Origin of the sequence: Microbacterium gorillae (genome assembly GCF_000826185.2) — a bacterium.
GTDB classification, from domain to species: domain Bacteria; phylum Actinomycetota; class Actinomycetes; order Actinomycetales; family Microbacteriaceae; genus Microbacterium; species Microbacterium gorillae.
The window spans coordinates 152932-167316 of sequence record NZ_LN648873.1 but is presented as its reverse complement, the minus strand read 5'-3'; the positions used below and the strand labels follow the sequence as shown (position 1 = coordinate 167316).

General features: G+C 69.6%; 14 protein-coding genes. 4 read left to right on the top strand and 10 right to left on the bottom strand.

Annotation, left to right across the window (positions count from 1 at the left end; translation table 11 throughout):
• Window positions 1-11: 11 nt before the first annotated feature.
• Window positions 12-782, bottom strand: coding sequence for an anthranilate synthase component I family protein (locus BN1193_RS03765; RefSeq protein WP_230206419.1), 771 nt, complete (start codon window positions 780-782; stop codon window positions 12-14).
• A gap of 752 nt (window positions 783-1534) precedes the next feature.
• On the opposite strand from BN1193_RS03765, the gene BN1193_RS03760 reads away from it, so the two are divergent.
• Genes BN1193_RS03760 through BN1193_RS03750 form a run of 3 tightly spaced genes read left to right on the top strand, consistent with a single transcriptional unit; the run spans window position 1535 to window position 3995 of the window.
• Complete coding sequence (locus BN1193_RS03760) at window positions 1535-2182, top strand: DedA family protein (RefSeq protein ID WP_040164198.1); 648 nt, start codon at window positions 1535-1537, stop codon at window positions 2180-2182.
• A 44-nt stretch (window positions 2183-2226) separates the two neighbouring features.
• A complete protein-coding gene (locus BN1193_RS03755) occupies window positions 2227-3246 on the top strand; it encodes an App1 family protein (protein ID WP_040164196.1) in 1020 nt (339 codons plus the stop codon).
• 38 nt (window positions 3247-3284) lie between these two features.
• Window positions 3285-3995 carry an SOS response-associated peptidase gene (locus BN1193_RS03750; RefSeq protein WP_040164194.1) on the top strand — a complete coding sequence of 237 codons (711 nt, stop codon included), beginning with the start codon at window positions 3285-3287 and terminating at the stop codon, window positions 3993-3995.
• A gap of 55 nt (window positions 3996-4050) precedes the next feature.
• Here BN1193_RS03750 and BN1193_RS03745 read toward each other — a convergent pair whose 3' ends face one another.
• The 5 genes from BN1193_RS03745 to BN1193_RS03725 form a co-directional block, all read right to left on the bottom strand.
• The gene (locus BN1193_RS03745; protein WP_040164192.1) at window positions 4051-4467 is read right to left on the bottom strand and encodes a cytochrome c oxidase subunit 4; all 417 of its coding nucleotides are present in this window, start codon (window positions 4465-4467) and stop codon (window positions 4051-4053) included.
• Window positions 4468-6204, bottom strand: coding sequence for an aa3-type cytochrome oxidase subunit I (ctaD, locus tag BN1193_RS03740; RefSeq protein ID WP_040164191.1), 1737 nt, complete (start codon window positions 6202-6204; stop codon window positions 4468-4470).
• Window position 6205: 1 nt separating this feature from the next.
• Complete coding sequence (gene ctaC, locus BN1193_RS03735; protein ID WP_040164189.1) at window positions 6206-7120, bottom strand: aa3-type cytochrome oxidase subunit II; 915 nt, start codon at window positions 7118-7120, stop codon at window positions 6206-6208.
• Between the two features lie 255 nt (window positions 7121-7375).
• The gene (erpA, locus tag BN1193_RS03730) at window positions 7376-7735 is read right to left on the bottom strand and encodes an iron-sulfur cluster insertion protein ErpA (RefSeq protein WP_040164187.1); all 360 of its coding nucleotides are present in this window, start codon (window positions 7733-7735) and stop codon (window positions 7376-7378) included.
• Window positions 7736-7812: 77 nt separating this feature from the next.
• Entirely contained in the window at window positions 7813-9228 is a 1416-nt protein-coding gene (locus BN1193_RS03725) for a dipeptidase (protein ID WP_040164185.1), read from the bottom strand.
• Between the two features lie 47 nt (window positions 9229-9275).
• On the opposite strand from BN1193_RS03725, the gene BN1193_RS03720 reads away from it, so the two are divergent.
• The gene (locus BN1193_RS03720; protein WP_040164183.1) at window positions 9276-9839 is read left to right on the top strand and encodes a DUF3043 domain-containing protein; all 564 of its coding nucleotides are present in this window, start codon (window positions 9276-9278) and stop codon (window positions 9837-9839) included.
• A gap of 64 nt (window positions 9840-9903) precedes the next feature.
• Here BN1193_RS03720 and BN1193_RS03715 read toward each other — a convergent pair whose 3' ends face one another.
• From BN1193_RS03715 to BN1193_RS03700, 4 genes are all read right to left on the bottom strand, one after another.
• Complete coding sequence (locus BN1193_RS03715; protein ID WP_040164181.1) at window positions 9904-10926, bottom strand: quinone-dependent dihydroorotate dehydrogenase; 1023 nt, start codon at window positions 10924-10926, stop codon at window positions 9904-9906.
• A 51-nt stretch (window positions 10927-10977) separates the two neighbouring features.
• A complete protein-coding gene (gene nrdR / locus BN1193_RS03710) occupies window positions 10978-11454 on the bottom strand; it encodes a transcriptional regulator NrdR (protein ID WP_040164179.1) in 477 nt (158 codons plus the stop codon).
• A 162-nt stretch (window positions 11455-11616) separates the two neighbouring features.
• Window positions 11617-12921 carry a histidinol dehydrogenase gene (hisD, locus tag BN1193_RS03705; RefSeq protein ID WP_040164177.1) on the bottom strand — a complete coding sequence of 435 codons (1305 nt, stop codon included), beginning with the start codon at window positions 12919-12921 and terminating at the stop codon, window positions 11617-11619.
• Window positions 12918-14354: a hypothetical protein gene (locus tag BN1193_RS03700; protein ID WP_040164175.1), complete on the bottom strand. Its 1437-nt coding sequence runs from the start codon at window positions 14352-14354 to the stop codon at window positions 12918-12920. The genes hisD and BN1193_RS03700 overlap by 4 nt, the downstream gene beginning before the upstream one ends.
• Window positions 14355-14385 lie beyond the last annotated feature (31 nt).

The window sequence follows — 14385 nt, the reverse complement described above, 5'->3', positions numbered from 1 at the left end:
TTACCGCGCTCTCACCAGCCGTCCGGCCGCGCTGCTCCCAGCGCCGCCAGCGGGGTCCGGGCCTTGATCCCGACCTCGGTGACCTCCTCGGTCGCCACCGACCCCCAGGTGATGCCCCCGCCGGCTCCGACGTGCGCCGCGCCGGGCTCGATGACGATCGTCCGGATCACCATCGCCAGATCCAGGGCTCCGGCGTCCGAGACCCAACCGAAGCATCCCGCGAACACTCCCCGCGGTTCCTCCTCCAGCTCCGCCAGGATCGTCATCGCGGACAGCTTCGGGGCACCGGTCATGGAGCCGGCCGGGAACGTCGCGTCCCACAGCTCCCCCACCGTGAGCCCGGGCTCGGCCCGTCCCTCGACGGTGCTGACCAGCTGGTGCACGGTCGGATAGGTCTCCACCTGCCACAGGGCGGTCACGCGCACCGTCGCCGGATCGCATACGCGCGCCAGGTCGTTGCGCATGAGGTCGACGATCATGACGTTCTCGGCACGCTCCTTCTCGCTGGCCAGCAGCTCGGCGCCCAGGCGCGCGTCCTCGCTGATGTCCGTGCCCCGCGGTCGCGTGCCCTTGATCGGGCGGGTGGTGAGCAGTCCCCCCTCAGCGTGCAGGAACAGCTCCGGACTCACGCTCAGCATCGACGTGTCCCCGATGCGGATGAACCCACCGTGGTGCGAGGGCGCGGCCGCGCGCAGCCGACGGTAGACGGCGAGCTCGTCGTGCTCGCCGGGAACCGTGAACCGCGTCGTGAGACAGAGTTGATATGCGTCGCCGCGTCGGATCCGCTCGCGACACGCGGCGATGAGCGCGGCGTGCCGGCGGGCCGAGACCCGTCCGACGGCGGTCCCGCGATCCGGGGCGGGCGGGACCGGCCCGGGGGCACCGGCGGCGGGGGGGCGCGCCCCGGCCCCGCGCGTGGGAGGGGCGCGGCGGGCCGGCGGGCCGAGACCCGTCCGACGGCGGTCCCGCGATCCGGGGCGGGCGGGACCGGCCCGGGGTCACCGGCGGCGAGGAGGCGCTCCACGTCTCCGCGCGTGTGCAGGACACGGTTGGCGTGATCGAACGCCACGACGCGGTCCGCGCGGATCCAGCGGGACGCGTCCGGGTCCCGCTCGGCATCCAGCCCCATCGCGCGGGCACCGAGCTCGTAGTCGAGCCAGCCCACGCTGCCGCCGGCGAGCGGGCCGGCGGGCTCGGCCGGGCCGCCGAGCCCGGTCGCGGCCACCATGTCCAACGTGGCGCGCGCCCCGGCGCCGATGAAGCTCCACCCGTGCGAGGCCTCCGCACCGGCGTCCAGCCAGAACAAGTCCGGGACGTCGGCGGCGAGCGCGAGGAACACCGCCTCGGGCTCGATCCAGCGCTCGTGCCGGATCACGGGATCGGGTGCGGCCACGCCCTCAGCCTAGGGTGCGCCGACCCGGATGAACGAGGCGCGACGCCTTCCTGATCGAGACCGATGCCGCCGCACGCGGGTGGGGCGCGATTCCCGCCGACCGCACAGGCTCGCCGGGCGGGCGTGACCTAGGCTTCCCCTGTGACTGAGTTCGTCGATGCCGTACTGCAGTGGGTGCAGGCCGTCGACCCGGTCCTGCGCACCGTGATCGCCGGCATCGCGATCATGCTGGAGACGAGCGTCCTGGTCGGTCTCGTGGTTCCCGGCGACACGATCGTCATCGTCGCCGCCACCGGCGTCGCCTCCGTCCCGGAGGGCATCGTCCTCGCCATCGGGGTGATCGCCGGTGCGCTCATCGGTGAGACGGTGGGCTTCTTCCTCGGTCGCTGGCTGGGTCCGTGGATCCGGTCGTCCTGGCTCGGTCGCAAGATCGGCGAACACAACTGGGAGCGGGCGGACCGCTACCTCGCCCGCCGTGGCGGCCCGGCGATCTTCCTGTCCCGATTCCTGCCGGTCCTGCACTCGCTCGTCCCGCTCACGGCCGGAATGGCGGGCTACTCGTACCGCCGCTTCCTGGCCTGGACATTGCCCGCCTGCGCGATCTGGACAGCGCTGTACGTCACCGTGGCCGCGACCGCGGCCGGGTCCTACCGCCAGCTCGGCGACCAGATCCACGGCGCCGGGTACATCTTCGTCGGCATCATCGTGCTGTTCCTGCTCGGGGTGTTCGTCACGAAGAAGATCATCGAGCGCAACGAGCGTCACCACCTCGAGGCCGACGACCACTGACCGGCGGCGGTGCGGACCGCGCGGAACGTGACAGACTGGAGCCGATGGCCTCCGCATCCGACCCGAAACCCCGGATCCACCCGCTCGCACGCGTCGAGTACCAGTACCACGCGTGGCGTGAGCGGCGCGCGCGGGCCCACAGCAAGCGCGCAACGATCACCCCGTTCCCCGGATACGGCAGCACGTCATGGGTCCGGGTCCTCGGCCGGGTGCTGATCGTTCCACCCCGGCCACGCACGGCCAGCGGCGAGTACGCGAGCGTCCGCGGCTGGCGGAGCTTCCTCGGGATTCCGGTCGGCTTCGCACAGGTGACGGTCACGGTCGGCGGTGACGTGCACGAGCTGGTCACGGACCGCGGCGGTGTGCTCGACCAGGTGATCCCGGCTCGTCTGGAACCCGGGTGGCAGACCGTGCGAATGGCGGTGGAGGGCGCGGCCGTGGACGCCCAGGTGTTCATCGTCGCGGACGATGTCCGTTTCGGCGTGGTCAGCGACATCGACGACACCGTGATGGTGACCGCCCTGCCTCGACCCTTCGTCGCCGCCTGGAACTCCTTCGTCGTCGATGAGCACGCGCGTCTGCCGGTGCCCGGGATGGCCGTCCTCATGGACCGGTTGATGCGTACGCACCCGGGCGCGCCGATGATCTATCTCTCCACCGGGGCCTGGAACATCGCGCCCACGCTGACGCGGTTCCAGCAGCGCCACCTGTTTCCCCCCGGCAGCCTGCTCCTGACCGATTGGGGGCCCACGCACGATCGCATGTTCCGCAGCGGCCAGGACCACAAGCAGGACAACCTGCGTCGGCTCGCCGCCGAGTTCCCGAACATCCGCTGGTTGCTGATCGGCGATGACGGTCAGCACGACGACGCCATCTACACGGCGTTCGCGCAGGAGCATCCGGACAACGTCGCCGCGGTCGCGATCCGTCGACTGTCCCCGACCGAGGCGGTCCTCGCGGGCGGTCGCACGCTCGTGGACGACCACGCGCCGGTGCCATGGGTGAGCGCGTCCGACGGCGCAGGTCTTCTGGAGCAGCTCCAGGAGAACGGCGTCACGCGCTGACGACCGACGCTGTCCGACCCACGCCGTAGGCTGGCCTCATGTGCGGACGTTTCGTCGTGGCCGAAGTCGGATCCGAGCTCGTCTCGGTGCTGCGGGTGGACCTGGTCGGTGACGACCTGCCCGCCCCCTCCTACAACGTCGCGCCGACCGATCGTGCCGCGATCGTGCTGGACTCGGCCAAGACCGAGCCACCGACCCGACGTCTGGAGGGCGCGCGCTGGGGCCTCATCCCGCCGTGGGCGAAGGACCCGAAGATGGGCGCGCGCGCGTTCAACGCCCGGTCCGAGGAGCTCGAGGACAAGCCGATGTTCCGAGGCGCATTCGAGAACCGTCGCGCGGTCATCCCCGTGACCGGCTACTACGAGTGGAACACCACGCCCGAAGGCAAGCAGCCCTACTTCATCCGCCCGGCGGACGAGTCACCGCTGTTCTTCGCCGGCCTGTACGAATGGTGGAAGGACCCGTCCAAGGCGGCGGACGATCCGACCCGCTGGACCCTCAGCTTCACGATCCTCACCCGGGACGCGGCCGGCCCCCTCGCCGAGATCCACGACCGGATGCCGGTGTTCGTCGACGCCGACTACGCCGACGCCTGGCTCGACCCCACCGTGGACTACGCCCGCGACATTCTCGACGCCGCCGTGGACGCCGCCCCCGAGCTCACCGAACGCCTCGAGCTTCGCCCGGTCTCGACCGCCGTCGGCAACGTGCGCAACAACGGGCCCGAGCTGATCGAACCGCTCGCGTAGCATGACGAGAAAGCCGCCTCCCGAGGGAGGCGGCTTTCTCGTCGTGCGGTCTCGCTCAGCGAGCGAAGTATCCGCGGTAGTACTCGTAGACCCAGCCGACGATCGCGACCAGGAAGATCGCCACACCGATCGGCAGCAGGAACTGTCCGACGGCCAGGCCGATCAGGAAGATCGCCGCGGAGAAGGCGAGCACGAGCGGCCACCAGGACCACGGGCTGAACTCGCCCATCTCGGGGTCGCCGTCATCGATGTCGGCCGTCAGGGTGTCCTCGGGCAGCTCGCCGCCCTGCGACTTGTGCACCCGGCTCAGGTAGAACCCGATCATGATGCCCATCAGCATGGTGAAGTACATCGCGACCGACCCGACCCACTCGGGGTGGCCGTTCTCGAGAATGTTCCACACCGTGTATGCGGTTGCGACGACGCCGAAGAAGATCGCGAGGATCCACCAGAGGTTGACGTTGGAGCGCATTTACTTGCCCTCTCCGTTCTCGGCGACCACGACCGGCGAGGCTGCGGGCACGAAGCCCTCCGCCGCCTCCGGGTGGTTCAGGTCGAACGCCGGACGCTCCGAGCGGATGCGCGGGATCGAGGTGAAGTTGTGCCGCGGCGGCGGGCAGGAGGTCGCCCACTCGAGCGATCCGCCGTAGCCCCACGGGTCATTGACCGTGACGCGCGGCGCCTTGCGAGCGGTGATCCAGACGTTCAGGAAGAACGGGATCATCGACATGCCGAGGATGATCGAGCCGATGGTGGAGACCTGGTTCTGCCAGGTCCAGCCGTCGTAGCTCGAGTAGTCGGCGTAGCGACGCGGCATGCCGTCCACGCCCAGCCAGTGCTGGATGAGGAAGGTCATGTGGAAGCCGATGAACAGCAACCAGAAGTGGATGTAGCCGAGACGCTCGTTCAGCATCTTGCCCGTCCACTTCGGCCACCAGAAGTAGAAGCCCGCGAACATGGCGAACACGACGGTTCCGAAGACGACGTAGTGGAAGTGCGCCACGACGAAGTAGGAGTCACTGAGCGCGAAATCCAGCGGCGGCGAGGCCAGGATGACACCGGTGAGACCACCGAACACGAACGAGACCAGGAAGCCGAGGGCGAAGACCATCGGTGTTTCGAAGGTCACCGAACCTCGCCACATGGTGCCGATCCAGTTGAAGATCTTCACACCCGTCGGAACCGCGATGAGCATCGTCATCAGCGAGAAGAACGGCAGGAGCACCGCGCCCGTCACGTACATGTGGTGCGCCCAGACGGCGACCGACAGGGCGGCGATGGCGATCGTGGCGTAGACCAGCGTCTTGTATCCGAAGATCGGCTTGCGGCTGAACACCGGGAAGATCTCCGAGACGATGCCGAAGAACGGCAGCGCGATGATGTACACCTCGGGGTGGCCGAAGAACCAGAACAGGTGCTGCCACAGCAGGACTCCGCCGTTGGCCGGGTCGTAGATGTGCGAGCCGAGGATGCGGTCCGAAGCGGCTGCGAACATCGCCGCGGCCAGCACCGGGAAGGCCATCAGGACGAGCAGGCTCGTGATCAGCGTGTTCCACGAGAAGATCGACATGCGCCACATGGTCATACCCGGCGCGCGCATCGTGATGATCGTGGTGATGAAGTTCACGCCACCGAGGATGGTTCCGAAACCGGACATGCCGAGGCCGACCATCCAGAGGTTTCCACCCGCGCCCGGCGAGAAGGACGCATTGGCCAGTGGCTGATACGCGAACCATCCGAACGAGGCCGCACCCTGCGGGGTGAGGAAGCCGGCGACGGCGATCAGCGAGCCGAACAGGAACAGCCAGAACGCGAATGCGTTCAGACGCGGGAACGCCACATCCGGCGCACCGAGCTGCAGGGGCAGGATCGCGTTGGCGAAACCGGCGAACAGCGGGGTCGCGAACATCAGCAGCATGATCGTGCCGTGCATCGTGAACAGCTGGTTGTACTGCTCCTTCGTCGGCACGATCTGCATGCCCGGCGCGAAGAGCTCAGCGCGGATGATGAGGGCCATCACACCGCCGAGCAGGAAGAACAGCACGGAGGCGATCAGGTACATGTACCCGATGGTCTTGTGGTCAGTGGAGGTGATCCACTTGACGATCAGATTGCCCTTCTGCTCGACCCGGGTCGAGCTCATCAGGGCCGCCTGACGCGGCGGAACCGTCGTCGGACGCGCGTCAGCGGGAGCTGCGGTCGTCGTCATTTCAGTGCTTCTCCTCACTGGACTGCGCCCCGGTACCGGGGAAGTTGGAGAGTCGGTCGTACTCGTCGCCGATCGGGCCGGTCTGACCCTTGTCCTTCAGCGAGGCCAGGTAGTCCTCGTACTCGGCGTCGCTGACGACCTTCACGTTGAAGAGCATCATCGAGTGGTACTCGCCGCAGAGCTCGGCGCACTTGCCCTGGTAGGTGCCCTCTCGGGTCGGCGTGAAGGACCAGTAGTTGTCCCGGCCGATGTACATGTCCTTCTTGTACAGGAAGTCGATGATCCAGAACGAGTGGATCACATCGCGCGACTCGAGCTGGATCTTCACGCTCTTGTTGACCGGAAGGTACAGCGTGGGCAGCGCGGCCTGATCGATGTCGCCGTTCGCGGCGGGCTGGGCCTGAACGCCCATCGTCCACACGTCATCCGAACCGTCAGCGGCCGTGCCGTGGTACTCGAAGTCCCACGACCACTGCTTGCCCGTCGCGGTGATGGACACGTCCGGGTTCTCGGTCTGCGTCTCCAGCGTGACCTGATCACGTGCGGTGAAGAAGAAGAACCCGACCACGAGGATCAGCGGAATGATCGTGTAGAAGATCTCGATCGGCATGTTGTACCGCATCTGCACCGGCAGGCCGGTCTGGCCCTTCCGGCGGCGGTACGCGATGGCGGCCCACCCCATGAGGCCCCACGTGATCACACCCACGATGAGGAGCACGATCCAGGAGTTCACCCACAGGCTCGAGACCATGTCGGTGTGGTTGGTGGCGGGCTCGGCGTAGGCATTGCCGTTCTCGTCCATGAAGCCGGGCAGGAACCCGTTCAGCTCCTGAGGCGTGCAGCCAGCCAGGAGAAGGACGCCGGCGCCCAGGCCAACAGGCAGGGCGACCCGGCGGAGGTGACGTTTCGACGGCACGATGCACCTTTCCGATCGGTAGTCAGTCAACTCTCAGTCTAGGGCAAGCGAACCCCCGGTTTGGGTCACGCCGCCACCCTGGCGCGTCGCATACCGACTGCGTGTCGGCACACGCGCTTCACATCAGCGGTTAACCGCCGTGGACGCGATGTCACGATCAGATAACGGGGCCTGTCCCCCGTCGGCGCGTCGTGTCCGCGAAAGGACGGAGGGGCGTCGGACCGATCGGTCCGACGCCCCTCCGTGGTGAATGGATCAGTGGAAGCTGTCGCCACAGGCGCAGCTGCCCGCCGCGTTGGGGTTGTCGATCGTGAAGCCCTGCTCGCTGATCGTGTCCTTGAAGTCGATGGCGGCACCGTCCAGGTACGGAACGGACATGTTGTCCACGATGACCTCGACACCATCGAAGTCGACCGTCTCGTCGCCATCGAGGTAGCGCTCATCGAAGTACAGCTGGTAGATCAGTCCGGAGCAGCCGCCCGGCTGCACGGCGACACGCAGGCGCAGGTCATCGCGACCCTCCTGCTCCAGCAGACTCCGGACCTTCGCAGCCGCAGCGTCGGTCAGCGAGACACCGTGGGCCGGTGCCTGAGTGGTGGCGGTGGTGTCCGTCATGACTTCCTCCTGAAGTGTGCGCGCCGATGTCCGGCGATTCGAGTCTACCGGCGGGTCGGGCGTGGCGGCGCCGTTTCTCAGCCCTTGCGCTCGTTCAAACGGGCCAGCAGAAGCGCCTCGGTGGCCAGGGCGTTGGCGAACGTGTCCAGGTGCAACGACTCGTTCGGGCTGTGCGCTCGAGCGTGCGGGTCCTCGACGCCCGTCACGAGGATCTGCGCCTGGGGGAACTCGCGCACGAGGTCCGAGATGAACGGGATGGAGCCGCCGATGCCGAGGTCGACCGGCGCGACTCCGTACGCGTCGTGCATGGCACCGCGGGCGATCTCGGCGGCCTCGCCGCTGGTGTCAGCCAGGAATCCGTCGCCGAGGTCGACTTCCGAGAAGGTCAGTTCCGCGCCGAACGGGGCGTTCGCACGCAGGTGCTTCTCCAGTGCTGCGTAAGCATCGGCGGCCGACTGTCCGGGAGCGACCCGCGAGGAGACCACGACGGTCACTTCCGGCGAGATCGTGTTGGACGCCGCGCCCACACTGGTGAAGTCGATTCCGGTGACGGTCACCGACGGCTTGTTCCAGATGCGGCTGAGGATCGTGCCGGCGCCGATCGGCGTCGTGTTCGGCAGCAGACCCGCCTCATCACGCAGGGTGTCCTCCGTGTAGGCCGGGGTGTCCGTGTCCCGCACCGCGAGACCTTCGACGGCCACCGCCCCATCGGCGTCCCACAGCGTGCTGAGCAGCTTGATCGTGGCGAGCATCGCGTCGGGGACGGCGCCCCCGAACATGCCCGAGTGCGACGCGTGCTCCAGGGTGCGCACCGTGAGCGCGAACTTCGCGTTGCCGCGCAGGGACACCGTCAGGGCGGGCGTCACCGAATCCCAGTTGCCGGAGTCCGCCACCACGATGACGTCGGCGCGGAGGGCGTCCTTGTTGTCGTTGAGGAACTGCGCGAAGGAGCGGGAACCGTACTCCTCCTCCCCCTCGATGAACAGCGCGATGCCGAGGTCGAAGTCGTCGCCGACGGCTTCGGTGAGCGCGCGGATGGAACCGATGTGCGCCATGATCCCGGCCTTGTCGTCGGCCGCACCGCGGCCGTAGAGGCGGCCGTCGCGCACGGTCGGCTCGAACGGCGGTGTCTGCCACAGGGCCTCGTCCCCGGGCGGCTGCACATCGTGGTGCGCGTAGAGGAGGATCGTCGGAGCACCGTTGCGGGCGGCGCGGCGGGCGAGGATCGCGGGTTGTCCGTGCTCATCCGTACCGGGGATCGCGGCCGTGCGGATCTCGACCGAGTCGAACACGCCGGTCCCCTCGGCCAGCGCCTTCACCGCTTCCGCGGAGCGCTGCAACTGGGTCTGATCGAACGCCGGCCAGGCGATACCGGGGATGCGCACCAGCGAGCCGAGATCGGCGAGCGCGGCGGTGACGCCGCCGCGAGCGGCGCCGTGGACGGCGGCCTCGGTGGGGGTCGGATCGGGACGTGAAGACTGCTCAGAGGTCATGCGGGTAATCTTATGGGCGTTCCCCACCCGAGACATGAGGTTCACCCGTGGCACAGAAGGCCGAGATTCCCGCTCCCGACGCCGAGGACCGCTCGACGAGCGGTAAGGGTCGCGCGACTCCGACGCGCGCCGAGCAGGAGGCCGCACGCAAGCGTCCACTCGCCCCCGACACCAAGGAGGCCAAAGCGGCCGCCCGCTCCCGCGCGAGCGAGCAGCGTCGCCGTGCCTCGGACGGCATGGCCGCCGGCGAGGAGAAGTACCTCCCGGCCAAGGACAAGGGTCCGCAGCGCCGGTTCGCGCGTGACTACGTGGACGCCGGGTGGCACGTCGGCGAGATCATCATGCCAGCGATGCTCGTCGTGATCCTGATCTCGATGATCCCGAGCACCGCGGTGTACTACATCGCCTTCCTGGCGCTGATCGTGCTCGTCCTGTTCATGGTCGGCGACATGCTCATCCTCGGCCGCACGGTGAAGAAGAAGCTCGCCGCCAAGTACGGCGAGGACCGCCTCGAGCGTGGCCTCGGCTGGTACTCGGCGATGCGCTCCATGCAGATGCGCTTCATCCGTCTGCCCAAGCCTCAGGTCAAGCGCGGGCAGTACCCGTCCTGATCCTGGCCCTTCATACGGAGCGCGCGGAGTCCCCCGGGGCCCGCGCGCTTCGTCGTTCGTGGGGTCAGCCGCGGCGCAGCCCGCGGTTCAACGAGCGGCCCCAGAACGGGCCCTCGTAGATGAAGGCGCTGTAGCCCTGCACCAGGTCCGCGCCCGCGGCGCGGCGCTCGCGCACATCGTCGGCGGTGGTGACGCCACCGACGGAGATCACGCAGAACTCGTCGGGCACGGCGGCGCGGATGACCCGCAGCACCGCCAGGCTCCGCTCTCGCAGCGGAGCACCGGAGAGCCCGCCGGCGCCGATGGCCTCGACCTTCTCGGGCGGCGTCGTGAGGCCCTCGCGAGAGATCGTGGTGTTGGTCGCGATGATGCCGGCCAGGCCCTCGCGAACGGCGAGCTCGGCGATGCCGACGATCTCCTCGTCCGGGAGGTCCGGGGCGATCTTGACCAGCAGCGGCGTGGATCCCGCCGCCCCCTGGACGGCGCGCAGGAGCGGCGCGAGCGTCTCGACGGCCTGCAGACCACGCAGTCCCGGCGTGTTCGGAGAGGAGACGTTCACGGCGAGGTAGTCGGCGTGCGGCGCGACGAGGCGTGCCGAGGTGACGTAGTCGGCGGTGGCGTTCTCCACGTCCACCACGCGGCTCTTGCCGATGTTCGCACCGATCACGATCCGGGGTGCGCGGCGGCGGAGGGCGCGCAGGCGATCGGCGGCGGCCGCGGCGCCGGCGTTGTTGAAGCCCATCCGGTTGATCAGCGCGCGGTCGGCGACCAGACGGAACAACCGCGGCCGCGGATTGCCCTCCTGCGGCACGGCGGTGACGGTGCCGACCTCGACGTGCCCGAACCCGAGCGCAGCCAGGCCCCGGACCATCTTGACGTCCTTGTCGAAGCCCGCGGCGATACCGAACGACGACGGGAAATCGAGTCCGAGGGCCCGCGTGCGCAGGGCGGCGTGCGGTGCCGTCAGGGCGCGGACCATCCAGGAGAACGGACGAACGCCGAGCAGGCGGATCACCGGCACGGCCAGGTGGTGCGCGCTCTCCGGGTCGAGACGAGACAGGAAGACGCGGAACAGGAGTCGATACATCGCCTCCAGGCTACTGTTCCCGGCGCGGCTCGCGCGCCACCGGTCCCGGGCTCAGAGCTCGGGCTCCGCCTCCGCGACCCGCTCATGATCGGCGCGGAGGTCGCCGATGGCGCTCTCGAAGTCCTCCAGCGAGTCGAACGCCTGGTAGACGCTGGCGAAACGCAGGTACGCGACCTCGTCCAGAGCCCGGAGCGGTCCGAGGATGGACAGCCCGATCTCGTTCGCGTCGATCTGGCTCTGGCCGGTCTGGCGCACGGCCTCCTCGACCTGCTGCGCGAGCAGCGCCAGATCGCCGTCGGTGACCGGACGCCCCTGGCACGCCTTGCGAACGCCTGCGACGACCTTGTCCCGACTGAACGGTTCGACCACGCCGGAGCGCTTGATCACGCCGAGACTCGCAGTCTCCAGGGTCGTGAAACGGCCGCCGCACTCGGGGCACTGGCGGCGGCGACGGATCGAGAGTCCGTCATCGCTGGTGCGGGAGTCGATGACGCGGGAATCGGAATGGCGACAGAACGGGCAGTGCATAGCACTGGCCACGATACGGCAGCCACGCCACCCGACGCGCCGTCGCTCTCCCCTTCGCCCCTTTCACGCCCGTGTTCCTGCCACTCGTGGGAGCATTCCTGCGGTCGCTCTCGCGTACGGCGGATCCCGAAGCAGGGAACTGCGAAAGTCGGGAGCGACCTGTCAGACGAAGCGGGCCGTGACAGCTTCGCCGTGCGCGGGCAGGTCCTCGGCCGTGGCCAGGGCGACGATCGCTTCGTGCACCTCGGCGAGGGCGTCGCGCGAGTATTCGATCACCTGCTGCGGCCGCAGGAACGTGCTCGCGTTCAGCCCGGCGGCGAAGCGTGAGGTCCCTCCGGTGGGCAGCACGTGGTTGCTGCCGGCGAGGTAGTCCCCGAGGCTGACCGGCGAGGACGAACCGATGAACAGGGCACCCGCATTGGTGAACTCCCCCGCACGCGCGGCGGCATCCGCGATGTGCAGCTCGAGGTGCTCCGGCCCGTACGCATTGCTGACCGCGACCGCGTCCGCGGGCGAGTCCACGAGCACGATGGCGGACTGCGGACCGGACAGCGCAGCCGCCACCCGCTCCGCGTGCTTGGTCTGCGCCGCCCGGCCGGCGATGTCCCCGGCGACGGCGATCGCGAGCACTTCGGAGTCGGTGACGAGGACCGCACCGGCCTGCTCGTCGTGCTCGGCCTGGCTGATCAGATCCGCCGCGACCAGGGCCGCATCGGCGGTGTCATCGGCGACGACCAGGATCTCGGTGGCACCGGCCTCGGCGTCGATGCCGACGAAGCCGGACACCGCCCGCTTCGCGGCCGCGACGAAGTTGTTCCCCGGGCCCGTGACGACGTCGACCGGCTCCAGCCCCAGGCTCGGAACGCCGTGGGCGAGGGCACCGATCGCTCCGGCGCCGCCCATGGCGTAGACCTCATCCACGCCGAGCAGTGCCGCGGCCGCGAGGATCGTCGGGTGCACCCGACCGTCGAACGCGCGCTGCGGTGGTGAGGCGAGGGCGACGTCGTGGACGCCGGCGACCTGCGCGGGAACCACGTTCATGATGACGCTGGACGGGTAGACCGCCTTGCCACCCGGGACGTACACACCGACCCGGCTGACCGGCTGCCACCGCTGCGTGACGGTCGCGCCCGGTGCCAGTTCGGTGACCGCTGGGGCCGGAATCTGTGCTGCCGAGGCGGCGCGCACGCGCGTGATGGCCTCGGTGAGGGCGAGGCGGACGTCCTCGTCCAGGTTCGCCAGCGCGTCATCCAGGTGCTCACGCGGGACGCGCACGGCGTGGTCGGCGACCCCGTCGAAGCGTTCCGCCTGCTCACGCAGTGCGGTCTCACCACGGGCCGCGACGTCTGCGACGATGTCGTCGGCGACGGCCTGGGCGGTGGCGCGTGCTTCGGTGGCACGCGGAAGGGCGGCGAGAAGTTCGGCGGGCGTGAGGTCACGGCCGCGGAGGTCAATGGTGCGCATCAGTTGCGAATCACTCCGGTCACATCGGTGAGCAGCCCCACTCGGCCGTCCGCGTCGCGGACGAGGAAGGAGCCACCTCGGTCTTCGATGACAAGCGACCAGGCCGTCGGTCCCACCGTGAACAGGACGCGACCGCCATCGTCGACGACGGGACGCTCATCCGGCACCAGGGCCCAGAAGGCCTCGTGCGCCGGCGAATCGGACGGCACCGGATACGTTCCGGACAGCACGGCCGCTCCCGTCGTCTCGGTATGCTCGAGCGTCTCCAGCGCGGCGGACGGGAAGATGTCATTCACGGCACCGGCTCCGGTCAGCCGTGCCGCATCGGCGGGTGCGGCCGTCGCGGCGCTGCCGGGTTCGGACGGGAGGTCGCGGGCGACCGAAGGCTCGGTGCGTGCATCGGCGCTCGCCAGCGGCGATTCCGGGATGTGGGCGTCCGGTCCGGGGACCGGCACCTCCCGCGCGGGTTGCTCGGCCGTCGCCCGCAGGCCAGGGGTGTCCGGACGCGGGTGCGGCGCGTGCGTGCCGGGCATCGGAACGACGCCGAGGCTGCCGGAGACGGGAGACTCCGGCTGCACGACCACCGGAGCCGCCGCGGGCGATTCGACGGCCAGGGGCACGGCTCCGGCCGGCAGAGCGAGCTGCGGGTCCGGGCCCAGGCCGAGCGCGGGAACGAGCGGACCGACCAGCCAGACGAGGAGAACGAGGACCGCGACCAGCAGGCCGATCGTTCCGACGACACCGACGAGGACGTTCAGCCACCCGATCACCGCACCGATCCCGACGATCACGACCAGGCGTTCCAGCGTCACCCCCGCCATCGTCAGCGAGGGCTTGCTCAGCCGACGCACGGCGAGCAGGGAGATCGCGAGCGCCGGACCGGCGGCGGTGAGCAGTCCGTTGGCGCCGATGAGCAGCGGCGGCCGATACATCACGGGTGTCAACGACACGAACGACAGCACGATCGACACCAGCAGCAGTCCGACGACCACGACTTCGCGCAGCGGGAAGGGTCCGAGGCGAACGGGCTCGCCTGCCGGGCGGGGCGCGCGCGGGGGGCGGCCGGTGGCCGCGTCGAACGGTGACGCCATCGCGGACGTGGCGGGAGCCCCCGGGTCGGCGACGTACGGCTGCGAGACCGATCCCGGATCCGGGACCGGACGACCGGGCGCGGGCGCCGACCCGGCCGGAGGGACGAACGTCTGCGATGCGGCGAACTGCGGCGCCGGTGTCCCCGGTGCGCTCTCCCCCGCTGCCGCGGACACCTGCGGCGCACCCGGCGCGAAGCGCGATGCGTCCGGCGCGGCCGACGGCGCGGCCGTCGGCGTCCAGGGTGCGGAGTCCGCGGCCACCGGCCACATGCCCGACGGTGCTCCGGTCACCGGTCCGGTCGCGGACGCGGGCGCGTCCGGGCGGGGCTGGTTGGGGTCACTCACCGTCAGGTCCTTCCGTCGCCCGCGAGCGCGG

Excerpts from the sequence above, each read along its gene's own strand:
- BN1193_RS03750 (WP_040164194.1), top strand. The coding sequence starts at position 3,285 with ATGTGCGGACGTTTCGTCGTGGCCGAAGTCGGATCCGAGCTCGTCTCG.
- BN1193_RS03755 (WP_040164196.1), top strand. The coding sequence starts at position 2,227 with ATGGCCTCCGCATCCGACCCGAAACCCCGGATCCACCCGCTCGCACGC.
- BN1193_RS03725 (WP_040164185.1), bottom strand. The coding sequence starts at position 9,228 with ATGACCTCTGAGCAGTCTTCACGTCCCGATCCGACCCCCACCGAGGCC.
- ctaD (WP_040164191.1), bottom strand. The coding sequence starts at position 6,204 with ATGACGACGACCGCAGCTCCCGCTGACGCGCGTCCGACGACGGTTCCG.
- BN1193_RS03745 (WP_040164192.1), bottom strand. The coding sequence starts at position 4,467 with ATGCGCTCCAACGTCAACCTCTGGTGGATCCTCGCGATCTTCTTCGGC.
- BN1193_RS03715 (WP_040164181.1), bottom strand. The coding sequence starts at position 10,926 with ATGTATCGACTCCTGTTCCGCGTCTTCCTGTCTCGTCTCGACCCGGAG.
- nrdR (WP_040164179.1), bottom strand. The coding sequence starts at position 11,454 with ATGCACTGCCCGTTCTGTCGCCATTCCGATTCCCGCGTCATCGACTCC.
- erpA (WP_040164187.1), bottom strand. The coding sequence starts at position 7,735 with ATGACGGACACCACCGCCACCACTCAGGCACCGGCCCACGGTGTCTCG.